Origin of the sequence: Orientia tsutsugamushi, assembly GCF_900327275.1 — a bacterium.
Taxonomy (GTDB): domain Bacteria; phylum Pseudomonadota; class Alphaproteobacteria; order Rickettsiales; family Rickettsiaceae; genus Orientia; species Orientia tsutsugamushi.
The window spans coordinates 2,086,734-2,109,624 of sequence record NZ_LS398548.1; the positions used below are offsets into that span (position 1 = coordinate 2,086,734).

23 protein-coding genes, 1 tRNA gene and 5 pseudogenes are annotated in these 22,891 nt (G+C 29.7%); 17 read left to right on the forward strand and 12 right to left on the reverse strand.

What is annotated here, in order from left to right; genetic code table 11:
- Position 1 precedes the first annotated feature (1 nt).
- Positions 2–1,270, forward strand: coding sequence for an NADH-quinone oxidoreductase subunit NuoF (gene nuoF, locus DK405_RS10850; RefSeq protein WP_045912543.1), 1,269 nt, complete (start codon positions 2–4; stop codon positions 1,268–1,270).
- Between the two features lie 298 nt (positions 1,271–1,568).
- Here the strand turns inward: nuoF and DK405_RS10855 are convergent, their stop codons facing one another.
- On the reverse strand, positions 1,569–2,243 hold the full coding sequence (locus tag DK405_RS10855; protein WP_231967811.1) for a hypothetical protein: 675 nt from the start codon (positions 2,241–2,243) through the stop codon (positions 1,569–1,571).
- A 298-nt stretch (positions 2,244–2,541) separates the two neighbouring features.
- On the opposite strand from DK405_RS10855, the gene DK405_RS10860 reads away from it, so the two are divergent.
- A complete protein-coding gene (locus tag DK405_RS10860) occupies positions 2,542–2,862 on the forward strand; it encodes a transposase (protein ID WP_045912541.1) in 321 nt (106 codons plus the stop codon).
- Here DK405_RS10860 and DK405_RS10865 read toward each other — a convergent pair.
- Positions 2,822–2,917: pseudogene (locus DK405_RS10865) on the reverse strand (IS5/IS1182 family transposase); the annotation flags it as partial. The gene DK405_RS10860 and the pseudogene DK405_RS10865 overlap by 41 nt on opposite strands.
- 493 nt (positions 2,918–3,410) lie before the next feature.
- Here DK405_RS10865 and DK405_RS10870 point away from each other — a divergent pair.
- From DK405_RS10870 to dusB, 6 genes are all read left to right on the forward strand, one after another.
- Positions 3,411–4,910, forward strand: coding sequence for an Npt1/Npt2 family nucleotide transporter (locus DK405_RS10870; RefSeq protein WP_045912540.1), 1,500 nt, complete (start codon positions 3,411–3,413; stop codon positions 4,908–4,910).
- 241 nt (positions 4,911–5,151) lie between these two features.
- Complete coding sequence (locus tag DK405_RS10875; protein ID WP_052691699.1) at positions 5,152–5,508, forward strand: TrbC/VirB2 family type IV secretion system protein; 357 nt, start codon at positions 5,152–5,154, stop codon at positions 5,506–5,508.
- A gap of 59 nt (positions 5,509–5,567) precedes the next feature.
- A complete protein-coding gene (locus DK405_RS10880) occupies positions 5,568–5,924 on the forward strand; it encodes a TrbC/VirB2 family type IV secretion system protein (protein WP_080946454.1) in 357 nt (118 codons plus the stop codon).
- Positions 5,925–5,989: 65 nt separating this feature from the next.
- Positions 5,990–6,343 (forward strand): TrbC/VirB2 family type IV secretion system protein, encoded by a 354-nt coding sequence (locus tag DK405_RS10885; RefSeq protein ID WP_045912539.1) that lies wholly within the window; start codon positions 5,990–5,992, stop codon positions 6,341–6,343.
- Between the two features lie 131 nt (positions 6,344–6,474).
- Positions 6,475–6,984, forward strand: coding sequence for a crossover junction endodeoxyribonuclease RuvC (ruvC, locus tag DK405_RS10890; RefSeq protein WP_231967813.1), 510 nt, complete (start codon positions 6,475–6,477; stop codon positions 6,982–6,984).
- A 55-nt stretch (positions 6,985–7,039) separates the two neighbouring features.
- Entirely contained in the window at positions 7,040–8,008 is a 969-nt protein-coding gene (gene dusB, locus DK405_RS10895; protein ID WP_045912538.1) for a tRNA dihydrouridine synthase DusB, read from the forward strand.
- 28 nt (positions 8,009–8,036) lie between these two features.
- On the opposite strand, the gene DK405_RS10900 is transcribed toward dusB, so the two are convergent.
- Positions 8,037–8,375 carry an A1G_07140 family DUF167 domain protein gene (locus DK405_RS10900; protein WP_045912537.1) on the reverse strand — a complete coding sequence of 113 codons (339 nt, stop codon included), beginning with the start codon at positions 8,373–8,375 and terminating at the stop codon, positions 8,037–8,039.
- 138 nt (positions 8,376–8,513) lie between these two features.
- Here DK405_RS10900 and ubiG point away from each other — a divergent pair, with 138 nt between their 5' ends.
- Complete coding sequence (gene ubiG / locus DK405_RS10905; protein WP_045912536.1) at positions 8,514–9,254, forward strand: bifunctional 2-polyprenyl-6-hydroxyphenol methylase/3-demethylubiquinol 3-O-methyltransferase UbiG; 741 nt, start codon at positions 8,514–8,516, stop codon at positions 9,252–9,254.
- Here the strand turns inward: ubiG and prmC are convergent.
- Together prmC and truA are read right to left on the reverse strand one after the other, a co-directional pair.
- Positions 9,241–10,107, reverse strand: a complete 867-nt coding sequence (gene prmC, locus DK405_RS10910) for a peptide chain release factor N(5)-glutamine methyltransferase (RefSeq protein WP_045912535.1) — start codon at positions 10,105–10,107, stop codon at positions 9,241–9,243. The genes ubiG and prmC overlap by 14 nt on opposite strands.
- A gap of 1 nt (position 10,108) precedes the next feature.
- Positions 10,109–10,957: a tRNA pseudouridine(38-40) synthase TruA gene (truA, locus tag DK405_RS10915; protein ID WP_045912534.1), complete on the reverse strand. Its 849-nt coding sequence runs from the start codon at positions 10,955–10,957 to the stop codon at positions 10,109–10,111.
- Positions 10,958–11,098: 141 nt separating this feature from the next.
- Here truA and rplM point away from each other — a divergent pair, with 141 nt between their 5' ends.
- The 7 genes and pseudogenes from rplM to DK405_RS10950 form a co-directional block, all read left to right on the forward strand.
- Positions 11,099–11,581, forward strand: coding sequence for a 50S ribosomal protein L13 (gene rplM, locus DK405_RS10920; protein ID WP_012461514.1), 483 nt, complete (start codon positions 11,099–11,101; stop codon positions 11,579–11,581).
- A gap of 3 nt (positions 11,582–11,584) precedes the next feature.
- Positions 11,585–12,076, forward strand: coding sequence for a 30S ribosomal protein S9 (gene rpsI / locus DK405_RS10925; RefSeq protein ID WP_045912533.1), 492 nt, complete (start codon positions 11,585–11,587; stop codon positions 12,074–12,076).
- Positions 12,077–12,213: 137 nt separating this feature from the next.
- Positions 12,214–12,290: transfer RNA gene (locus DK405_RS10930), tRNA-Met, on the forward strand.
- 124 nt (positions 12,291–12,414) lie between these two features.
- On the forward strand, positions 12,415–13,161 hold the full coding sequence (locus DK405_RS10935; RefSeq protein WP_045912532.1) for a hypothetical protein: 747 nt from the start codon (positions 12,415–12,417) through the stop codon (positions 13,159–13,161).
- 99 nt (positions 13,162–13,260) lie between these two features.
- A protein-coding gene (locus DK405_RS10940; RefSeq protein ID WP_109510715.1) for an IS5 family transposase occupies positions 13,261–14,084 on the forward strand; the annotation gives its coding sequence in 2 pieces (ribosomal slippage) (positions 13,261–13,648 and positions 13,648–14,084; 825 coding nt in all).
- Positions 14,085–14,733: 649 nt separating this feature from the next.
- Positions 14,734–14,868: a transposase gene (locus DK405_RS10945; protein ID WP_410522061.1), complete on the forward strand. Its 135-nt coding sequence runs from the start codon at positions 14,734–14,736 to the stop codon at positions 14,866–14,868.
- 26 nt (positions 14,869–14,894) lie between these two features.
- Positions 14,895–14,990, forward strand: a pseudogene (locus DK405_RS10950) (IS5/IS1182 family transposase); the annotation flags it as partial.
- 363 nt (positions 14,991–15,353) lie between these two features.
- Here the strand turns inward: DK405_RS10950 and DK405_RS16315 are convergent.
- A pseudogene (locus DK405_RS16315) lies at positions 15,354–15,493 on the reverse strand (IS982 family transposase); the annotation flags it as partial.
- Positions 15,494–16,074: 581 nt separating this feature from the next.
- Between DK405_RS16315 and DK405_RS15225 the strand changes: the two are divergent.
- Positions 16,075–16,203, forward strand: a complete 129-nt coding sequence (locus DK405_RS15225; RefSeq protein WP_269459349.1) for a hypothetical protein — start codon at positions 16,075–16,077, stop codon at positions 16,201–16,203.
- Between the two features lie 143 nt (positions 16,204–16,346).
- Here DK405_RS15225 and DK405_RS10960 read toward each other — a convergent pair.
- The 6 genes and pseudogenes from DK405_RS10960 to DK405_RS10985 all read right to left on the reverse strand — a co-directional run.
- Positions 16,347–16,463: pseudogene (locus tag DK405_RS10960) on the reverse strand (IS5/IS1182 family transposase); the annotation flags it as partial.
- A 194-nt stretch (positions 16,464–16,657) separates the two neighbouring features.
- Positions 16,658–17,118 (reverse strand): annotated as a pseudogene (locus DK405_RS10965) (transposase); the annotation flags it as partial.
- Between the two features lie 201 nt (positions 17,119–17,319).
- A complete protein-coding gene (locus DK405_RS14680; RefSeq protein ID WP_081257837.1) occupies positions 17,320–17,490 on the reverse strand; it encodes a transposase in 171 nt (56 codons plus the stop codon).
- A 92-nt stretch (positions 17,491–17,582) separates the two neighbouring features.
- The gene (locus tag DK405_RS14685) at positions 17,583–17,786 is read right to left on the reverse strand and encodes a transposase (RefSeq protein ID WP_275248593.1); all 204 of its coding nucleotides are present in this window, start codon (positions 17,784–17,786) and stop codon (positions 17,583–17,585) included.
- A 1,265-nt stretch (positions 17,787–19,051) separates the two neighbouring features.
- A complete protein-coding gene (locus DK405_RS10980; protein ID WP_045912223.1) occupies positions 19,052–20,935 on the reverse strand; it encodes a heme lyase CcmF/NrfE family subunit in 1,884 nt (627 codons plus the stop codon).
- Positions 20,925–22,193, reverse strand: coding sequence for an HlyC/CorC family transporter (locus tag DK405_RS10985; RefSeq protein ID WP_045912224.1), 1,269 nt, complete (start codon positions 22,191–22,193; stop codon positions 20,925–20,927). The genes DK405_RS10980 and DK405_RS10985 overlap by 11 nt, the downstream gene beginning before the upstream one ends.
- Between the last annotated feature and the right edge of the window lie 698 nt (positions 22,194–22,891).

A 22,891-nucleotide genomic window follows, 5' to 3' on the forward strand; every position in this document is an offset into this window, starting at 1 on the left:
AATGTTAAATATTGAGGATAAAATTTTTACCAATTTATCTGGTTCTATGGCAGTTGACCTTGCCAGCGCTAAAAAGCGCGGTGACTGGCATGCAACGAAAGATTTGATATTAAATAGCAGAGAATGGATTATTGAAGAAATTAAAAAATCTGGCTTACGTGGTCGAGGTGGAGCTGGATTTCCTACAGGTTTAAAATGGTCTTTTATGCCTAAAAACTCTGAAAAGCCAAGTTATCTAGTTGTTAATGCTGATGAATCAGAGCCAGGTACATGTAAAGATAGGGATATAATTCGTTATGAACCTCATAAATTAATTGAAGGGTGCTTACTTGCAGCATATGCTATTGGAGCTCAAACATGTTATATATATATACGAGGTGAATATTATAATGAAGCTTTAATATTACAAAATGCAATTCAAGAGGCACATGATGCTAGGCTTATAGGGCTAAATTCATGCGGCACAGACTTTAACTTTAATCTTTATCTGCATAGAGGAGCTGGAGCATATATTTGTGGAGAGGAAACAGCTCTGCTTGAAAGCTTAGAAGGGAAAAAAGGGATGCCGCGTTTAAAACCTCCATTTCCAGCTAATATTGGATTATATGGATGTCCTACTACTATTAATAATGTTGAATCTATAGCTGTAGTTCCAACAATACTCAGAAGAGGTGCAAATTGGTTTGCGAGTATTGGCAAACCAAACAATACAGGAACTAAAATTTTTAGCATTTCAGGGCATGTTAATAATCCTTGTAATATTGAAGAAGCAATGGGAGTTCCGCTTAAATATCTAATAGAAAAATATGCTGGAGGAGTACGTGGTGGATGGGATAATCTTAAAGCTATTATTCCAGGTGGATCATCTGTTCCACTGATTCCTAAAAATATCTGCGATACAGTAGAAATGGATTTTGATAGCTTGAAATCAGTAGGCTCAGGATTAGGTACAGGCGGTATTATAGTAATGGATAATAATACTGATATCATTTATGCTATCGCTAGGCTAAGTAAGTTTTATATGCATGAATCATGTGGCCAATGTACACCATGCCGAGAAGGAACAGGCTGGATGTGGCGAATTATGATGAGACTAGTAAAAGGAAATGCATCAGTAAGCGATATAGACATGCTATTAGATGTTACTAAGCAAATAGAAGGAAATACTATATGCGCATTAGGTGATGCAGCAGCTTGGCCTATTCAAGGGTTAATAAAGCATTTTAGGCATGAAATTGAAGATCGTATAAAAAACTTTAATATTCAATAACATTACTGCTTAACTAAGAATTAAATTACTAAGAATAACAACTCTTTTGTGAATATAATTTACTACTTTTGAGAACTCATAAAGTAAGCTTTGTAATAAATGTAGATATTTTGCACTCTTTTTTAATATATAAACAGATAAACAAAATTTTCATCTAATGATTCATATAACTACCTACTTATGATGTATAAATTAGATAGGCAGATGCTAATACATCAAAGAATAGAAACCATCAGCACAATAAGCATATGGTTTTGATGCTTTTTGAATTCCTAAATTTACATTTTTATAAACAAACCTAGAAATCAACCCATACACTGCCTAATATGTTATAGCCATACAAATTATTTAACTTCATCTGACCTAATGATTGCGAGTCAATCTTTGAATTCTCTTTTACACTCAAGCTTGTATAATTACACTCAATACCAAAATGTATACGGCTTATATTAAGTGATACACCTCCTCCAACTAAAAAACCAGGAAAAACAGACATTGGCTCATGTGACATATTAAGACCATACATACTCAAACCTCCAGTAGCGAAAGCAGATACTATATCAAATACACTAATTATATTCCAGTACACCTTAATCATTCCGGCAATACCAGAGATACCGCCTTCTATATCAGAACCTATCTTATGATTACTAACTTTAATGTTTTGATCTACTGCCTCAATATCACCTCCAAATTGAAGATTCTTTATATACTGCCCTCCTACTTCTAATCTTATTGATTGAGTACAATGCATACCAAGAGACATTCCATAAATTGTACTACTTCTATTAGTAATAGCATCATTTATCATTTGAAGATTAGTACGCCAATCATTACCTAAGATATCTCTAGAATTCTCGATACTAAACTGCCCTGTAGGCTTAGTTATTCCCATAGATATTTTTAAATAATAATTTCTACCATAACATTCTATATCTGATGCTACAGATGGAAATGAATAAAGTGATAACATAGTAACAGCTAATAGTACCTTTTTAATTCTTGTATTCATATAATTATTTACTTGACTCTTTGCTAAGATTTTATGGACTAATTTCAAAGAACCTTATTGTACATTTAACTTAATAAAATAACAATCAAAATTTGATTTAATCATTGGCACTAAAAGGAGAATTATGCTTCAAAACACCATAAATAATATTGACTTTTTTATTGCTTTTTTATGCTCAAACTTCATTGCAAATGACTATAACTTCCTTTCAGCATTAAGATATACAGAAAAAGGTGTGAAATGTTAAGGAGTTGATAATTTGCATCCTTCAAAGAGAATTAATGTTATCCGAGCATTCATGCGCAAATATCTGCTAACCGTATCAATTTTTGACTGCAATGTTAATACTGCTATTTTACACTGTTGGATAGAACAGGACTTAATACCTAAATTACCTAATAATTCTGTAATTGTAATAGACAATGCAAGTTTTTATAAAAGCAAGCATTTAAAAACTATGATAAAAGAAGATGGATATATATTAGAGTATTTACTTTCTTATTCTTCTGATTTAAATATTAGACCTCTTTCGAAACTGGTTAACGTAGTTCAAAATTATAAATGCCAGAGGTCAAATTAAATCTAAGACCGAATCTTTTACGTCTATTTCGATATTTATCAGCAATAATTTTGAACTACGTTAACCAGTTTCGAAAGAGGTCTATTATTGAAAAAAATTGTTGCAAGCTAAATCGAGAAAATAAAATATCACTGTGACGTAAACACGCTTTTCGAAAAGTATATAACATAACTGTTTTGTACTTGGTCAGCTATGTAACCTCATATCGCACTATGTTAAACTGTACTTATAATGATTATTCTCATAATCATCTACCATATGCCTTGTATCAAATTGTAGGTTATAAGGCAATGATTTTATTGTTTTGCATAGCTATTAAAAATAAGAAATTGAGCTTTTGCCTCAGAGTAGCTAAATGTTGGTTAACGTTGTATACAAAATACAGATGTCTATATATTTATTTTAAGATAGCTTGATTTTGATTTTTAAATAAGAAATTTATAGATAAATTAATCTTAATTAACTACAATTCAGTTCTCATTCTCAGAATGCAAAAATATAAGGTATTAGCATTTGTTTGAAATCAGCTGTAGGAGTAAATCTTAAGTATGGCTATCTCCAAGATAAAGCTTTTTTTTTCTAGATTGGCTATTCATTTATGGCCTGTGCACCGCCATGAGCTGCAAAAATTTATTCCTACATCTCTTTTAATGTTTTTCATACTTTTTAATCAAAATATTCTGCGTATTCTTAAAGATAGCATTGTAATACCAGAAATAAGTGCTGAAATTACAAGTTTTATAAAAGCATATTGTGTTACACCAACAGCAGCATTGCTTGTAATACTATATGCATATATGGTTAATAATCTAAATTATGAAAAAATATACCGGTATCTAACATTAGCATTTTTATCATTTTTTCTTTGTTTTGCTTTTTGGTTTTATCCTAAAGCAAGTATATTTCACCTAAAAGTTGAAAAAGTTAACGAATTAATGTTAATTTATCCACATTTTAAATGGTATATAGCTCTTGCTGCTAATTGGAGTTACATAATTTTTTATGTATTATCAGAACTATGGCCTAATATATTCTATGCTTTATTATTTTGGCAATTAGTTAATGAAGTTACCACTACTGAAGAAGCTAAACGTTTCTATATGTTGTTTTCATTATTTGGCAATTCTTCTTTGATAGTGGTAGGATTAATTGTAATGCATCTAGCATCTAGCAACTCTATACTTCAGGGATATTTTTTAGGAGTATCAAATAACATATTACTTGTACAGTCTTCAATAGCTATAATGGCAGCTAGCTCTATATGCTCAATTTTTTTGGTACGATTTATTTGTTATAATGCTATACCAAAAACGCAGTTACAGCATAAAATGCAGCATGAAAGAGAAGCGAGGCCAAAAATGAATTTACGTGAAAGCTTCAAGTATATTATTTCATCAAGATATTTATGGCTTATTTTAATTTGTACTGCTTCTTTTGGATTTAGTATGAATTTAGTCGAAGGAATTTGGAAGGCTCAAATTAAAAACTTATACTCTACTACTAATACATATGCTGAGTTTAATGGTTCTTGTGTTGTATGGACAGGAGTAGTAATAATTTTCTTAACAATTATTGGCAATAGTGTACTACGCTACTATAGTTGGTTTGTAGTTGCTATTATTACTCCTATTATTATTATTACTACCGGTACAATATTTTTTATTTTTGTAGTCTTTGATAAAGACATATTATTATGGGTTAATATGCTAAGTTCCGCTCAGCCTATTGCTATAGCTGTAATGGCTGGCGCAATTCAAAATATTATTGCTAAAGGAGCTAAATACTCAATATGGGATACATCAAAGGAAATGTTATATATTCCGCTTGATAAAGAGCTAAAAACTAAAGGAAAAGCTGCTGTTGATATAATTAGTGCTAAAGTTGGAAAATCTTCATGCGGACTAATTCAGTCTTTTTTATTTGTACTATTTCCAACAGCAAGCTATATTTCGCTTTCTCCAGTTTTAATGCTAATTTTTATTGTGGTATGTATAGTATGGATTTTTGCTGTTAAGCAAATTTATTCAGAATATAAAAAAATAGCGTAATTTCTTGATTATTAAATATAGCAAAAGAGATACATTTGTTAATTGTAAGCAAGGCAGAAATAACGAATATTATAAGTTTATTGATTAAACAAGAAATTAATGTTATTTTTTTTGATTAATTAGTATCCAGAAGTTTATTCTAAATCACTATAGGTTATAACTATAAGTATGTTTTAGTATAACCAAGAGATATAATATATGGTTTATAACTTTATTTGTAATGTAATTTAGGAGAAAAATTATGAAGTTATTAAGTTTTAAACATAATTGTTATTTAAGGCCATTATTAATGGTAGTTTTTTTAATGCTTCTGTTGTTTAGTAGTATTGTTAGCGCTAAAGCAGAAGATTCTACTGATCCAATAGGTGAGAAGCTATGTAGTATAGTAAATACTCTAAATGGGAAAACTACAAAAGCAATATGTTTGGTTGCAATCATCTTCTTAGGAATATCAACATTTATGGGAAAGGTGAATTGGAGTACCGCTATGATTACTGTTTCTGCTATTATTATTATCACTCAATCTGCTAAGGTATATGATTTTATTGCTAAGGATAGTACTAATAGTAGTACTCAATGCAACGCAGCAAGTAGTTAACAAAGAGATGAATAGGTTATTTGTTACTTTATTGGAATGTAATGTTAAGAGAAAAAATTATGAATTTATTAAGTTTTAAGTATAATTGTTATTTGAAGCCATTATTAATGCTATGGTTTTTAATACTTATTCTTTCTAGTAGTATTGTTACCACTCAAGGCGCAGACGCTAAGGAGGATCCAATAGGTGAAAAGCTATGTGATATAGTAGGAACTCTGAATGGGAAAACAGCTAAAGCAATATGTTTGGTTGCAATCATCTTCTTAGGAATATCAACATTTATGGGAAAGGTGAATTGGAGTACCGCTATGATTACTGTTTCTGCTATTATTATTATCACTCAATCTGCTAAGGTGTATGATTTTATTGCTGGTAAGGAAGATGGTAGGCCTGCATGCGACAAAAAAAACACATAATTACAAAAAAAGATATATAATAAGTTATTTATTGCTTTATTTGAATATAATCTAGGAGAGAACTTATGAAGTTATTAAGTTTTAAGCATAATTGTTATTTAAGGCCATTATTAATGCTGTGTTTTTTATACTTTCTATCTACTAGTATAATTGTTAGCGCTAGTGGTTCTGCTGATAATAATGATGTAATAGGTAATAAACTATGTGATATAGTAGGAATTATGAGTGGGAAAACAGCTAAAGCGATTTGTTTGGTTGCAATCATCTTCTTAGGAATATCAACATTTATGGGAAAGGTGAATTGGAGTACCGCTATGATTACTGTTTCTGCTATTATTATTATCACTCAATCTCATGCAGTACTAAAGTTTGTATCTGGAAGTGAAGCTAATGATTGCAAAAATACTGTATCAAAGTAAGTTCTAGCAAAAGTGATTTGTGTACTAAACATAGCTAGCAGTAAGGTTGCAATTATTTAATTAATAAAGTTCAGCAAGCTCTCTAAGCGTAGGTACATCATTTACATATACAGAAAGCATATGTAAATGATGTGCTGTTTTTACTTGATGTTAATATTGTTGTGATAATTTTAGGAATAGATCCATCACTAGTAAGTACTGGTTGGGGGATAATCAGTATATCAGATAGCATGGTTAATTATATTGATAGTGGAGTAATAAAAACTGTTTCTAAAGATTCATTAGTACTAAAGCTAGGGCAAATTAGCTTAATGGTAGAAAAATTAATCACCAATTTTAATCCATTTCATATAGCAATGGAAGAGGTTTTTGTCAATAAAAACTATAGTTCTTCTGTTACTTTAATTCAAGCTAGAGGGGCTATAATGTCAGTAATAGGTCGTTATAATATTGATTTTAGCGAATATGCTCCTAATAAAATTAAGAAAGCAATTGTTGGCGCTGGAAAAGCAGAAAAGCATCAAGTTCAACAAATGGTGAAATTATTAATGCATATAAAAAAAGCCATTAGCAAAGATGAATCTGATGCTTTAGCTACTGCTTATACTGCATCAGTAAACCATCAAATTAAAATTATCTAACTATTGCTTTTGATTTATAATTTAATTAAAAATTTACAATTGGGTGATAATATTTATGACAATAAAAATTGGTAATATTGAATTATCTGCTCCAGTTATTTTGGCTCCAATGTCTGGAGTTACTGATCTGCCGTTTCGTAAACTAGTTAAACAATTTGGAGCTGGGTTAGTAGTTTCAGAAATGGTAGCTAGTAGAGCTATGATTCAAGAAACTCGTAGATCTATGATGAAATCTGCTATTATCGAGAATGATATTACTGGATCTTGTGTGCAGCTTGCTGGCTGTGAGCCAGATGTTATAGCTGATGCAGCTAAGATGAATCAAGATATGGGGGCACAAATTATTGATATTAATTTTGGTTGTCCAGCTAAAAAAGTAGTAGGAGGATATGCTGGTTCTGCATTAATGAGAGATGAGTCATTGGCAGCTAAAATATTAGCTGAAACCGTTAAGAGTGTTTCTATTCCAGTAACTTTAAAGATGCGTACAGGCTGGGACGAAAGTTGCCGTAATGCGCACATAATAGCTAAAATAGCAGAAGATTGCGGTATTCAAATGATTACAGTTCATGGGCGTACCAGATGTCAGTTTTATTCAGGTAAATCTGATTGGACATTTATTAGAAAAGTCAAGGAAAGTATTAAAATTCCTGTGGTAGCTAATGGTGATATTACTAGTGTTGATGATGCTATTGATTGCCTTCAAACATCTGGAGCTGATGGAGTTATGGTTGGACGTGGAGCATATGGTAAACCATGGCTATTATCACAAATTTCGCACTATCTAGCTTTTCAAGATTATTTACCATCACCTAGCTTAATAGAGCAAAAACAAATTATTTTAAATCATTATGAATCAATGCTAAGCTATTATGGTACTGAAGCTGGTATGAAAATGGCGCGCAAGCATTTAGGATGGTATAGTAAAGGACTGCCTAATGCAACTGAATTTAGGTCTAAAGTTAGTACTATAACAAGTATAGAGCAGGTGAAGGAGATTATTAATCAATTTTTTCAAATGTAAAATTAATATAATGTTTCATATTATTCACCTATAGATGGATACTTTTTAATTTACTTCTAATAAGATTAGAAATGTTGGCATTAGTATTTATTACTGATATAACTTTTAAGTTACTGTGCAAGCCATAAACTATCTTGATATTTGATCTGCATATTTCAAGCCATTGTGATAGAAATTTTATAATTGCTTGATTAGCTTTATTATTTTCAGGTATTGTATTAATGCTAATATATAAAAAGCTTTTGTTATTTATATGATATAATCCTATAATTTTATTGATTTTAGCTCCTGCTTTTACTTTAAGATTAATGAATATAGAATTTGTTATAGAATCTAAATACCAATAATGTCGAAGTGGATGTGACATATAAAGTAGCTATTTAACTTTTGTTATAGTTTTTTGCAAAGTCAGTATATAATATTTACCGTATTTTTTAAATTAATATTACTTTAATATAATTGATTCAACTGCATATTCCATATACCACTTCGAATAAAGATTCTTATGCGTAATAACTCAACAATAGATCAAGATGAAATAGAAAAGTTCAATACTATAGCCAATGAGTGGTGGAATCCTAATGGAAAGTTTAAGCAATTACATTTAATGAATCCAGCTAGAATTAGATTTATTAAGCAAAAAATACTATTGCATTATAATTTAATTGATAGTATAACAAAGCCTTTTCATGGGCTAAAAATTGCTGATATAGGTTGCGGAGGTGGAATAACATCAATACCAATGGCTAAACTAGGTGCTACAGTTACAGGTATTGATGCTAGCAGTAAGAATATAGTAGTCGCAAAAATGTATGCTAATAAAATAGGAGTGCAAGTTAATTACATTCATAGTTCGATTGAAGAGTATGTAAAAATTAGCAATGAAAAATACGACGTAGTTTTATGTTTAGAAGTAATTGAACATGTAAGTAATATTCAGAGTTTTATTTTATATTTAAGTAAAATTTTAAAGCTTGGAGGTATGCTTATCATCTCAACTATTAACAAAACTTTGAAATCTTATGTTTTTGCTATAGGTTTAGCTGAATATTTGTTAAGATATCTACCAATAGGTACTCATGATTTTAATAAATTTTTGAAACCATCTACTATTAATAATATTTTACTTTCACATAACATGACTTTAAAAGAAATTCAAGGATTATCATACAATCCTATATTGCAGCAATGGCGCTTAACTAATGATATAAGCGTTAATTATATCATGTATATTACTGCAATTTAAATTTTAAGCATCTGCAATAACCATTAAAATCATAATATTTATTCTCAAGTATTAAGCCATTTTTGAAGCAAATTGCACATACCATTTCTGCTTTATTATAACTGCACTCTAAGTATAACCTTCCATTTGAATTTAAAAAACTAGGAATCATAGGAGCTATTTCTTGATAGGACTGAAGCCCATTATTATTACTAAATAAAGCTATATGTGGCTCATGCAACAATGTTTCACGTGATAATATTCTTAATTCAGAATCAGATACATAAGGTGGATTTGCGATAATGATATCATATTTTTCGCCTACATCTAATCCACTGAACCAGTTACTTTGTACTAAATTTAATGACTTTTCCAATTTATATTTTTGGCAATTACGACTAGCAATATTTAAAGCTGATATTGAAATGTCTGATCCAACTCCAATAGCATTACTTAGCTCAAGAAGTAGAGTAATAATTAAGCATCCACTACCAACTCCCAATTCGAGGATTTTTATTGGTGCTGAAGGTTGATAGTTAGCTATCTTGCTATAATCTTGGACTACTGCATCAATTAAAGTTTCAGAATCTGGTCTAGGAATTAATACTGATTTATCAACTATAAAATTCCGACTGTAAAATTCTTTATATCCTATCAAATAAGCGATAGGTAAGTACTTAGTGCGTAATTTTATCAATTTTAAAAATTGATTGTAGTCGCTATTTAATAACAAATGATCGGAATGAAAAAGTATATATTCTTGGCTTTGACCAATTATATGAGCTAGCAGTAGTCTAGACTCAAAAGCAGAATTTGGTATTTCATACTGTGATAGTAAGTTGTTGCCGATCGCAAGAGCATCTTTAATACGCAAACTAGTAATCTACCTTAACAAAATATAAACCTGAAGATGGTGCTGTAGGTCCAGCCATTGCTCTGTTTTTTGCAAATAAGATTGTTTTGATAGCAGCTGGAGATATTTTGCATAAACCAATATAAACTAATGTACCCACTATATTTCTTACCATGTGGTGTAAAAATGATGGAGCTGAAAAATAAATTTGTATTTCTGGATAATTAGTAGTATCTACTTCAATTTTAGTTAAAGTTTTTAATGGGGATTTTGCTTGGCATGCAGAAGATCTAAAAGATGTAAAATCATGCTTGCCAATCAGATGCTGAGATGCATCAATCATATCAATAACATTTAGCGGAGTCTTAATCCACCAAGTGCGATTTTGTTCGATAACTGAAGGAACTGCGCGGTTTATAATTCTATATTTATAATGTCTAGCTTTAGCAGAAAATCTAGCATGAAATTGTAAAGTAGTTATCTCGCAATTTGTTAATATTATACGGTGAGGTTTTAATAAATAATTAACTGCTGACATTAACTTGTAAGCATTATAGCGGCATGGAAGCATTTTTAAGCTGTCAATTGTAGCAGTATTATTCTGCTTGCTTACTTCTTTGTAATCGGTTTCTTTGTTAATATAAGCAAGATCTTTGCTATTATTAGGAGCGATTAAGTCAAAATGTACTACTTGACCTAAGGCATGTACACCAGCATCAGTGCGACCAGCAGCAATAAGATTGACAGTTTGTTTAGTAAATGTTGATATTTTATCTTCAAGTAATTGCTGTATTGATAATCCATTTTGTTGTCGTTGCCATCCAACAAAATTAGTGCCATCATACTCAACAATAGCTTTGTAACGCAACATCAGAAATATGAAATATTTAAAATAATATTCATATATATAACAAATATAAATAAAGTAAATAAAAAACCTTTAATTTTGTTGCATTATAGAGCATTTTATGCTATTAATATAGTTAAATTTCTAATTTAAAATTTATATACTGTGAAAACATATTCAGCTAAGCCTGCAGAAATTAGCAAAAAATGGATTTTAATAGATGCAACAAATTTGGTTTTAGGACGCTTAGCTGCTAAGGTAGCTGTGGTATTGCGTGGTAAAGATAAGCCTACTTATACACCACATATGGATTGCGGAAATAATGTAATTATAATTAATGCAGAACAGGTAAAATTGACTGGTGATAAGTCTAATGCTAAAAACGGTAAATTTTACTATAGACATAGTGGCTTTCCAGGTGGAATTAAAGTTACAACTGCTGGAAAAATACTCCAAAGTAATTATCCTGAACGAATAATACAACTTGCTGTAAAAAGAATGCTGCCTTCTAATAAATTAGGAAGAAAGCAGTTTAGTAATTTATATGTTTATAAAGGGCAAACTCACCCACATGCAGCTCAAACTCCAGTATTATATGATTTTGCTGGCAAGAATAGTAAAAATATTAGAAATCAAAATATAGTTTAATTTATGTCTGACACACTAATTCAAGATGTACATTTATCAGATTTAAGTGCTAGCTTAACTACTGAGCCTAAGATAGTAAAACAACCAGTATTACCTAAAAAGGATAAGTTGGGATATAGCTATGGAACTGGCCGTAGAAAATGCGCAGTTGCAAGAGTTTGGATAAAACAAGGAACAGGTGTTACTACTGTTAATAAAATACCAATAACCAGTTATTTTAAGCGTTTAGCTCATTCTCAAATAGCATTAAGTGCGTTAACTGTTACTGATGCTGCTCAACAGTTTGATGTAAAATGTACAGTAAAAGGCGGTGGACTTTCTGGGCAAGCTGGAGCAGTACAATTGGGCATATCTAGAGCTCTCAATAACTTCAATCCAGAGCTGCATTCTGTATTGAAGAAGCATAAATTGCTAACTCGCGATTCGCGTATTGTTGAGCGTAAAAAATATGGTAGACATAAAGCCCGTAAAAAAACGCAATTTTCTAAGCGTTAATAATTTTATTAAGCTTGTTTTTTACTATTCATCATGTAAACGAGCAGTAGCCTATAGTAAGTAAAGCTTGATGGGTAGCTCTAAATAAAAAAGGATAATTTAAGGATAATTTTAAGTCAAAATGCTGACTTATTTAGGGCGAGGTAGCTCAGATGGTTAGAGCAGTAGAATCATAATCTACGGGTCGGGGGTTCAAGTCCCTCCTTCGCTACCAGTACTTTATTTGCTGTTATCTGCAATTTATATAATGTTATTTTAAAGCTTGCTACAGTTAAAGAATAATCGTATCAAATATATGCTAAGGCAAATTTATTGTTGCCAATTAGGCAATTGCTATTATGAACGATAATGATATTGACCTTGTTAAAAAATTTTGTCTTTATACTTTATCAAATGACAGTGCTAAAATGCAACTATTGCTTTTCAGTGAATTTGAGAAACAATTGTTGTCAATTATAGCTAATAGTAAAACTGCTTTTTCTGGATTAATAAAACTTAGTTGGTTTTACGAACAAATACAGATATCTAAGCATAAAAAGTCATATCTTGGCAATAAATTCATGAATAATATTAATGAAATATATGATCATAACCAAAAAATCATATTATTAGACTTTGTTCGGTTATTTGATTTAGTAGTAGAAAGAAAAATTTTTGATTCACTAGAAGAGTTAAATAATCAAATATTATTGCCACTAGCTAGTATTTACACAAGATTTTTTTTAACTTTAGAGCCTCAAATTGATGCATATTTAAGCATCAGGCAAGTATTTTATATTTATGCAGCACTAGTTTTTATAAGGTTACAAAAATATTTCATTTTTCACCAATGGTATTGCTTTGGTCAGAATCTTAATTCTGACCTTTATGATACATACTTTAACAACCTAATTACAAAGTTATATTCTATACATAAATTATATAATTACAGCTTCAAATTACCAAAGTTGTTAAAATTTTTACTAAAAGCGAATAAGATTTATCTTATTCATTACTTACTGCATATTAGGAAGTATGGCTATAACTGTCCTGATATTAACCAAGGTATTGTTAGAATAAAATTAGCTTTAGCTGTTATATTCTAAGTTCTAGAGATCTAATAGCATTTTCTAGTTATAATAGACTTCTTTCGAAACTAGACAATGATGTAGAATGGTGTTATAAAAATCTGATTTGAAGTAATAATGAAATTAGATCAGATTAAAGAGTTAAAGGATGAAAAATTTCGTCGATTAACAGGAGTAAGGAAGAGGACATTTTCAAAGATGGTGGATATTTTGAGGAAAGCTGGTGGTCTTAAGAAATCAAAAGGTGGACGTAAAAATAAGCTCAATTTGGAGGAACAGTTGCTGATGGTGTTAGAATACCTTAGAGAATACCGTACTTATTTCCATATAGGTCAGAACTATGGAATTAGTGAAAGTTCAGCATATAAAGCTGTAAAATGGGTAGAAGACACCCTAGTTAAACACGCAAACTTTGCTCTTCCAGGCCGTAAAGCTTTAATGAAGAGTGATATGAATTATGAAGTAGTCTTGATTGATGCTACTGAGAGTCCTATAGAAAGACCTAAAAAAAACAAAAATTCTATTATTCAGGAAAGAAGAAAAGGCATACACTAAAAACTCAAATAGTGGTAGACAAGAAAACCAACCAAGTAATATGTACAGATTTTTCTAACGGTAAAAAACATGACTTTAGATTATTTAAGGAATCCAAAATTCTTATTCGTCCTAAAGTTAAAGAGATTACTGATACAGGATATCAAGGTATACAAAAAATTCACAATAATTCTGAATTACCAAAGAAAAAAAGCAAGAAAAATCCTTTAACTAGAAATGATAAAAAGAATAATCTTAGGCTAGCAGGAGAAAGAGTTGTGAATGAAAACGTTATTGGCATGCTAAAACGGTTCAAAATTATTGCTGACAAATATCGAAATAGACGTAAAAGATTCTCTCTTAGATTTAATTTGATCTCTGGCATTTATAATTTTGAACTACCTTAACCAGTTTCGAAAGATGTCTATTATATTAAATTCAGTATCAATTAAGAAATATAGCTTAATTTAGGAATGTAGTTACACACTGCAAAGTGTAAAAAGCAACATCAAAAAAGTAGTTGAATAAGTGATCTACTTTACGTATGTTATTTTTAACTTTAACAAAGTAATGCTCAATTAGATTCAAATCTGAAGAATAAGTTAGTAGATATAACAATTTGCACACTATGGATTCTATTAGCTAAATATTTGCTAATCCTGGATCTCAGATAATACCAAGCGTACAGTATAATTTTAATTTTTATCAGTGCATAACATTCTGCAATATTTCTGAAAAAGTTTTTCATATTTTTAAAAATAGATGCAAAAATATCGCATTATTAGTTATAATTGAAAAATTTTATCTAAAAAAATTATCCAAAAAGATGCTGTAACAGAAATTATTACTGACTTTAAGGCATATTTTCTGATCTAACTAGTAGTAGAGATTTAACTAATCAGAAGTCTTGTGTTAATAGCAATTGCTAATAAGCCAAAACCTTTTCTTAATTAGATTAGAGGCAAAAGGAGGATTGTTAATGAATTAATAAATCATCTTCCTTATATAGTCATCTACAATTAGGTTTGAGCATAGAAAGAAGTGATAAAATAGTTAATAGAATCTGTAGGTTGTAAAGTTATTTTTCTGCTACCTTATTCTCTAGATTTAAATCCGATAGAAAAGTTTTGGGATAATATGAAGATGTGGATTAGAAATCAAATTACTCAATTTAGTAAATTTTATGAATAGACCTCTTTCGAAACTGGTTAAGGTAGTTCGAAATTATTGCTGACAAATATCGAAATAGACGTAAAAGATTAGGTCTTAGATTTAATTTGATCTCTTGCATTTATAATTTTGAACTACTTTAACCAGTTTCGAAAGAGGTCTAATCTATTATCGCTTCTTTCTATGCTCAAACCTCATTATAAATGACCATAGCTAAACCAGTATAAAACAGTTATGTTATTACTTTTCGGAAATGGTGTCTACATCACAGTAATATTTCATTTTTCTTGATTTAGCTTAAAACTATTTTTTTCAATAGAATTTAAATCATAAGAATAAGGAGATAAATACTCTAATATATGTCTATTCTTTTTCTATCATACTTTTTTTTAAATGAGTACTGTTATGAAAACTTGCATTGTTGATTACAACTACAGAATTATTAGGTAATTTCAGAATTAATACTGTTCTACCTAACAGTTAAAAATAGCAGTATTAACTCCAATTTAGGATAAGGGATTAGAAGAGAAAGAATATGAGATAAGATAGGAATTAAGCTTGGAGATAGGATAAGTTGTAAGAGAAGCAATTATATGAACAAAAAGAAATTAATAGGAGAACGATGTCTAATATGCTCTAAGTTTAGTTACTAAAGCAGTATAGTATTAATTATAGTTCTTTAAAGGGTGATTATTTAGAGATGGAAGCGAAGGTAAACTATAAGTTAACAATCTATACTGCTTTGTAAGTAAGTTATCATTCAACATTATGCAACTTTAGAATTAATTAACTTACTTAACCACTTAATCTATACCTTTGCATAATAATTATCTATAGTTTTACGACATAAGTTAAATATATAAGCTATAAATAACTTCAAGTTGTGTTAATTAAGCAACTATTAACTTAAAATTATATTTATACAAAAATGTGCTTATTGCATCTTAATTCTTGAATTAACTAGAGTTTGATATAAAGAATAGATCAGAGAAAAGCATAATAGCTGCTAGTGAGCGATGTAAGATTATGTATATAATTTGTTTGACTACGAGAAAGTGAGACATAAGGTTGCTCAAAGAGAGAGTACAGAGATGTAGCAAGGTAGCATTTAGACCTAAGTTACTGCTATTAAGGTGCAAGATTAGCAAGTGGAATGTACTAAGAGCGATAAGATTAACTAAAGTACTGATCTGGATAGGAATTGGTTATACGAAAGTGAATCTTCGTATGGAAAATATCCTAAATGCAGAAGCAGATACCCAAGATAAAGGCTGTTATAGTGATAAAGCTGAAAGGCTTAAGATTTCTTACCTTCTTTTACCTAAGGTATGTGCAAGTGAAGGTGTGGTAGTTTAGTTATCAACGCTTCCATCACATACAATATCAAACTTAGCGTACGGATTTACTGTATTACGCTTTCATGATAATTTCATATCATTGCCTATAGCATATCAGAAGTTATTGTTTTCAAAGATCCATAATATCAAATTTGGTAATCATTAGACCTCTTTCGAAACTGGGTAAGGTAGTTCAAAATTATAAATGCCAGAGATCAAATTAAATCTAAGGCCGAATCTTTTACGTCTATTTCGATATTTATCAGCAATAATTTTGAACTACCTTAACCAGTTTCGAAAGAGGTCTATTATATAATCCTATTTTCTCATATAATTCTCTTCTACTCTACCTTTTCCAACCTAAGCCTTTCAATCCATGTGATTGCATTAGATGACATCTTGATTTCTTCTCTTTAGTTATATCATTGAATATTTGGTCAATATCATTCCTTTAAATCTTGCTTATCTTTTTTGATTATAAGATGAAGCTCAAAGCCTAAGAACAAGCCATAACTACTTTTACCAATTTTAGAAGTTTTGTTAAAAACTCTATTGCTGGGGGTACGTTTATTATGACAAATTGCTAACTTTGTAGAATCGATGTAATATATACCAGTTTATTCTTCTTTCAAATGATGCATTAATACAGCTAATGTAGCAATATTCTAGGCCACAGTTGTATTATCCTACTATAGCTTGGTAAACAAAAGTATCTTTTATACTTATGACTCAAGTAATATAGATAATAATTTTTATAATCCTTACATGAAGACAAATAAAAATATATCACTACTGTTAATAACTCAGCTAAGGACAACTTTCCATCTCTGTTCCTTTGATTACTACTTGGTATTAATCTCTTTCTCTCCCACTCTTGATATATCTTGTAAAAATTGTCTATTAAATAGTATGCTGTTATAATACATTTTTTCATGTTGGGTTATTCCTTGTTTATTTAAATTTTTTGTATAACTCAACATTCTCTCTTTGTATACCTTTTATTCTCTACATTTCATATTTCCACTTATCCTAATCTGGCGTTTAAAAAGCAAACGACACTTAGTCGAAAGACTATAGAAATTAATAACTGAGTGTATAGGCATTTATAGTCATATACAATGAGGTTTATAGTTATTTACAATGAAGTTTGAGCATAGAAAAAAGAGATAATAGAATCATAAGATTTAGCAAATTGAGTAATTTGATGTCTAATCCACCGCTTCATATTAGCCAAAAACTTTTCTATCGGATTTAAATCTGGAGAATAAGGTGGAAGAAAAATAACTTTACAACCAACAGATTCTATTAATTCTTTAGTTTTTTAGACTTATGAAACGCAGCATTATCTATTACTACAAACTGAGCAGGCTTTAACTCATTAATTAATACCTGTTGCACTCAAGTTTCAAATAATCTTGTATTACATGCACCATTAAATATCATAGGTGCGATTGATTGATTATTAACATAACCAGCTATAATATTTGTGCGCTCGTAATATTTACTGCTCTTTTTGCTGCTTACATGAGTTCCTTTTTTGCTCCACACTCTATCCTTGCATATAGACATTTCAATGCCACTTTCATCTGTGTATATAGTCATTTACAATGAAGTTTGAGTATAAAATATCATGTTGGTAAACTATTGTTGCTTTTTCTATGCTCAAACTTCATTATAAATGACTATACCAAGTTTTCCTTAGGTATAGAACTTATTACTTGTTGATATTTTTCTCTTATTTCTGGTTTTGCTTCTATGTAGGTAAACGTTTTTTTTTGTAACTATAGCCGAACTTTTTCATGTAATAACTCGCTACTCTTATTGAAATTCCAAAATGTTTTCCTGTTTGTGCTAGAGTTAGATTTTAATTTAACACATTTTATTACTTTCTCCCGAAAGTCTTAGCCATATGATTTTGGCATTCTCTTTTCAGAATACTATACTCAAACTTCATTGTAAATGACTATAAGCATAGAGAGAAGCGAAAAATAGTTAATATAATAGAATCTGTTAGTTGTAAAGTTATTTTTCTGCTACCTTATTCTCTAGATTTAAATCCAAGAGAAAAGTTTTGGGCTAATATGAAGATGTGTATTAGAAATCAAATTACTCAATTTGCTAAATTTTAGAATCTATTATTGCTTCTTTCTATGCTTAAACCTCATTGTAAATGACTATAATTACTTTTTCATTACATCTTATTATTATAGTTGTTTAATAGTAGTTTTGCTATATAAGTACAAAACATTTCAAAATATAGCGCGAATGAGCAAGACATCTACAGAATTGTTTTTGAATGTAAGCTGCATATATAGTCATTTACAATGAAGTTTGAGCATAGAAAAAGCGACAATAGCATCATAAGATTTACCAACATGATATTTTATACGCAAACTTCATTGTAAATGACTATAGTTCATGATGGAGAAATTGTGAGCTTTGCTCTTATTCCTTGTAACGTTGATGATGGAACAGTAGTAGAATATTTAGTACGAAAACTTAAAAGATAGCTATTTGTTGATTGTGGGTTATTAGAAAAATGCTGTATCACTTACTAATCAAGGTTTAGAGCTAATCACAAAAATTAGATCCAACATTGAAAGAAAAAGTAATTCATCTTAACAAAAGGCACATTATAGAAACTATTAATGGTCAGTTAAAATATCTTTTCCGCACTGATCATACTTGCTATAGATGCTTTATGAATTTTTAAATTAATGCCTTGTCTCATTGCTTGCTTATGTTTTTAAACATAATAAAATTTCTGTTTCTTTTTCTCCAAGTTAAATTATTTTTCTAGTTCTTTATATTAGCTCTGATTTCTTAATTATATCGAATTCTGGTTAATATAGTGAAATTCTTATACTCTATTTATTAAAAGCATAGTTAGTATCTTTATAGCTAGTATCTTTTTTGGTACTAACTATAATAGATAGTAGCATTCCAATTGATATTAAAGCGGCACCTATACATAACATAGATATAAACGGACGATAATATATTTTAGCATAAACTACATCATCATCTACTTTGCTTAGAACTACGTATATATCATATAATAAAGTACTGTATATATCACTTTCAGGTACTATAATATCTTCAACATAATAATATCTATTCTCAGGCTTAAGTATAAATATTTCTTGTTTATCATTTTCAATCCAAAATTCAGCTATTTGCCTAAAGTAGTTGGCCCCCTTAGCATAGTTAGTATTTCTTAGAGTAATATGCAACCCATTATTGTGAATTGTACTACCGATTTTACCAATAAAATCAGTATCATGCTGAAGTTTAGCATTAAGGCTAATAGATAACATAAGAATACCGAATCCCAAATGGCTAATAGTAACAACTAATACTTTATAAGGAATTTTCACTGTAAAGAAATTAGAAGACTTTATTAAGTGATATAATGACTCTTGAATAAGATATACTGAACAAACTATTGCTAAACTACCAATACTTAAATCTCTATAACTAAAGTAAATAATTACTGCTGATATGCTGAGAGTAATTACAACGCTACAATAATTAGATTTTTGCTTTATCTTATAGATACTACCTGCTAATAAAGCTGTTGGTAGTATAATTGGAATAAAAGTACTAACAAAATAATTATACCCAATTGATATTTTACTACCATAAATTAATTTATAAAATATTGGATAAAAAATAGCAATGAAAATTACTATAAGTGCTGATAACCATAAAATATTACCTAATAATATCAGTAGTTCTCTTGCATTAACTTTTGCATCACTAGAAAATTTACTAATTCGTAAAGTATATAACACTAAACTAGCAAGAGATAAAATGACAAGAAAAATCAATACAAAATATGTTCTTAAACCACTCAAAGAAAAAGAATGTACAGAAGTTAATATATCACTCCTAACTAAAAATGTTCCTAATATGCAAAATAAAAACGTCATAATAGCGAATAAAATAGAACATCGCAGTAGTGTGTTATTGGATCGTGTATATAAAGATGAGTGATGATATATAGTCGCTGATAACCACGGCATCAAAGAAATGTTTTCTACTGGATCGAAGAACCAATATCCACCCCAACCAAGTTCTCGATAGGCCCACCAGCTTCCTAAAGCAATGCTGATAGTTAAAGATAACCATCCAATTTTAGAAAATACAACAGCCTTATCTATTAGTACTGAAGCTTGATTATTATATAAAAGAGCTATAGCGTTATAAACAAATGGTATTAAATAACAAGCATAAGCAAAAAAAAGAACTGGCGGATGAACTACTAATCCTATATCTTGTAATATAGGATTTAATCCTAAACCAATCTCATGACGAGGTAATTTACCTATAAAAGGATTAAAAGCAAAATAAACTAAACTAATAAATCCAAGTATGATAAAGCTTTGGCAAGCGATAATTAATTTTTTACACTGAAATTGAAAATGATATGTAACTAATGAATAAACGCTAACTATACTTATGAATGAAGACCATAATAACATTGATCCTTCATGGCTTGCCCAAGATCCAGAGATTTTATAAATTAATGGTGTAATTACACTAGAGTTTAATAATACATTTTGAACAGTAAAGTCAGAAATAACAAAGCTAACAACTAGCATACAAAATGCTAAAACTACATTTATACTAGCTACAATATGAATAATCTTTAATAAGTTAATATTGTTGCATAAAAAAAAGTATCCTAAATTTATTGAATAAAGCACCATTGCGATTATTAATAAATAAGAGCCAATACTAGCCAACATTAAGTAATTCCTTATTATCTATATTCACTGTTTCTACTTTAACCAATTGAATATAATGAGCATGCATCTTATCAATTAGTATTTTAAGGCCGAATAAATAATATACCTCTCCTTGCTGTGGAATTTTTTGAATATGATAAATTATTAATCCAGCAACAGTAGTTGCATCATCAGGTAAATTCCAATTTAGTTCCCTATTTACATCTCTAATTGAACTACTACCATCAATAATATAAGTTGTATTATTAACTTTAATGATATTATTAGGCGTATTATCAAAAACTGGGCCAACAATTTCTTCTAAAATATCTTGTCTAGTAATCATTCCCTGTAAGACTCCGTATTCATCAATTACTAATGCTATATTACTATATTTCTGCTTAAACTTACCTAGTTGATTAGTTACCAAAGCATTTTCCGGAATAAACCATGGATCAGCTATCAGCTCATTTAATTTGATATTTCGAACATCAAAATTATTAGCGTGCAATTCCTTTATTAAATCACGAACATATAATATACCTACAATATTTTCGCTACTTTCCTTCCATATAGGTATTCTAGAGTACTGTAGAGCAATTGCTTTAGCAACAAATTCTTCTATTGGTAAGTCAAAATTAATAGTACACATTTTACTTCTATGTACCATAATTTGTGATACTTCCATATCCTTAATATCTAATACTCCGCCAAGCATATCTCGATCCATTTTATCAAACACATTACCTTCCTGATGTTGGTGCTCAATTAATCCTCTAATTTCCTCTGTACCAGAAACCTTACTAACAAGGTTAATATTAAAAAGCCAACAAATAAAGTTAATAATACGAGACAAAGAGTAACTTACAGGAGCTAAAATTGTTGAAAGTACTTGAATAACATCAACGGCCAATAAAGCTATTGTTTCAGCTTTAGAAACTGCAATTGCTTTTGGGACCACTTCAGCAAATACTATTATTATGCCTGACATTACAATAGATGAAATAATAGTTCCTAGTTCTTTATAAATTGCTATTGCAATGCTAGTACCAACAGTAGTTGCAACTGTATTTACAATACTATTAGCAGTAAGCAACGTACTGATAACTTGCTCCTTATTTTTCATTAATTTTAGCAGTAAATCTGTTTTTAGAATACCTTTAGATTTTAGTTGCTGTACTTTACCTATAGATGTTGCAGTCACAGCTGTTTCAATAGCTGATAAAACTGAAGAAAAAAGAACTAATAAGATTACAATTATTGTTTCTAATATATACATAATTTTAATTAATTATCACAATACTTAATGGTTTGGTATATTTTATATTAAAAAATATTACATAAACACTTTAGCAAAAATTGCTACTTATATTTTTTAATGTTATAGAAGTTAATTTATCTCATAAACAATCTTGAATTACTACTTTTACTCTAATTTAACATTTATTTTTTATTTCATAATTAGAAATCTATAGTTAGGATAGCAGCATAGAGAGAAATTGAGATGTTGGAACCTATCGACAAACTTATAGAAAGGATAAGAGCGAATTGTCAAGCTACAACGAAAGCGAACACATATGTGGCTCTGAAAGTGATAAGTCCCAAAGGCTGAGCTAGTGACCGTATAGCGAAAGCAGAATGCTTAACTGAAAACTAACTGATACAGTTGAACACTGTAGCTGAGTGGCAGTGGTAGCATGATAATAAGAATATATTAAGTAACTGGAGAAGTTTTACTCATTCCAGAAAGAAAGATTCTAGAGCAATGTAGATTCTATACTAGTAAACTATGAAATAAATTGAAAATGAGAGGATGACGGAGTAGCGTGTATTAGAAATGAAGCATAGTAATGCCTGTAGAGCAAAGGCGCAATACTGATAACATTATTCTAACAACAAGGGAGATAATGACGAATGATAAAAACATCTATAGAATTACAAGATCTGAAAAAGAAAATATACATCAAAGCTAAAGCT

What these genes read in the sequence shown, in the direction of transcription:
- DK405_RS10935 (WP_045912532.1), top strand. Translation starts at nt 12,415, where the DNA reads ATGAACGATAATGATATTGACCTTGTTAAAAAATTTTGTCTTTATACT.
- nuoF (WP_045912543.1), top strand. Translation starts at nt 2, where the DNA reads ATGTTAAATATTGAGGATAAAATTTTTACCAATTTATCTGGTTCTATG.
- DK405_RS15225 (WP_269459349.1), top strand. Translation starts at nt 16,075, where the DNA reads ATGGAAAATATCCTAAATGCAGAAGCAGATACCCAAGATAAAGGCTGT.
- truA (WP_045912534.1), bottom strand. Translation starts at nt 10,957, where the DNA reads ATGTTGCGTTACAAAGCTATTGTTGAGTATGATGGCACTAATTTTGTT.
- DK405_RS14685 (WP_275248593.1), bottom strand. Translation starts at nt 17,786, where the DNA reads ATGACTATATACACAGATGAAAGTGGCATTGAAATGTCTATATGCAAG.
- rpsI (WP_045912533.1), top strand. Translation starts at nt 11,585, where the DNA reads ATGTCTGACACACTAATTCAAGATGTACATTTATCAGATTTAAGTGCT.
- DK405_RS10870 (WP_045912540.1), top strand. Translation starts at nt 3,411, where the DNA reads ATGGCTATCTCCAAGATAAAGCTTTTTTTTTCTAGATTGGCTATTCAT.
- DK405_RS10880 (WP_080946454.1), top strand. Translation starts at nt 5,568, where the DNA reads ATGAATTTATTAAGTTTTAAGTATAATTGTTATTTGAAGCCATTATTA.
- DK405_RS10985 (WP_045912224.1), bottom strand. Translation starts at nt 22,193, where the DNA reads ATGTATATATTAGAAACAATAATTGTAATCTTATTAGTTCTTTTTTCT.
- DK405_RS10885 (WP_045912539.1), top strand. Translation starts at nt 5,990, where the DNA reads ATGAAGTTATTAAGTTTTAAGCATAATTGTTATTTAAGGCCATTATTA.
- ubiG (WP_045912536.1), top strand. Translation starts at nt 8,514, where the DNA reads ATGCGTAATAACTCAACAATAGATCAAGATGAAATAGAAAAGTTCAAT.
- DK405_RS10900 (WP_045912537.1), bottom strand. Translation starts at nt 8,375, where the DNA reads ATGTCACATCCACTTCGACATTATTGGTATTTAGATTCTATAACAAAT.
- DK405_RS10980 (WP_045912223.1), bottom strand. Translation starts at nt 20,935, where the DNA reads ATGTTGGCTAGTATTGGCTCTTATTTATTAATAATCGCAATGGTGCTT.
- DK405_RS10855 (WP_231967811.1), bottom strand. Translation starts at nt 2,243, where the DNA reads ATGTTATCACTTTATTCATTTCCATCTGTAGCATCAGATATAGAATGT.
- DK405_RS10875 (WP_052691699.1), top strand. Translation starts at nt 5,152, where the DNA reads ATGAAGTTATTAAGTTTTAAACATAATTGTTATTTAAGGCCATTATTA.
- dusB (WP_045912538.1), top strand. Translation starts at nt 7,040, where the DNA reads ATGACAATAAAAATTGGTAATATTGAATTATCTGCTCCAGTTATTTTG.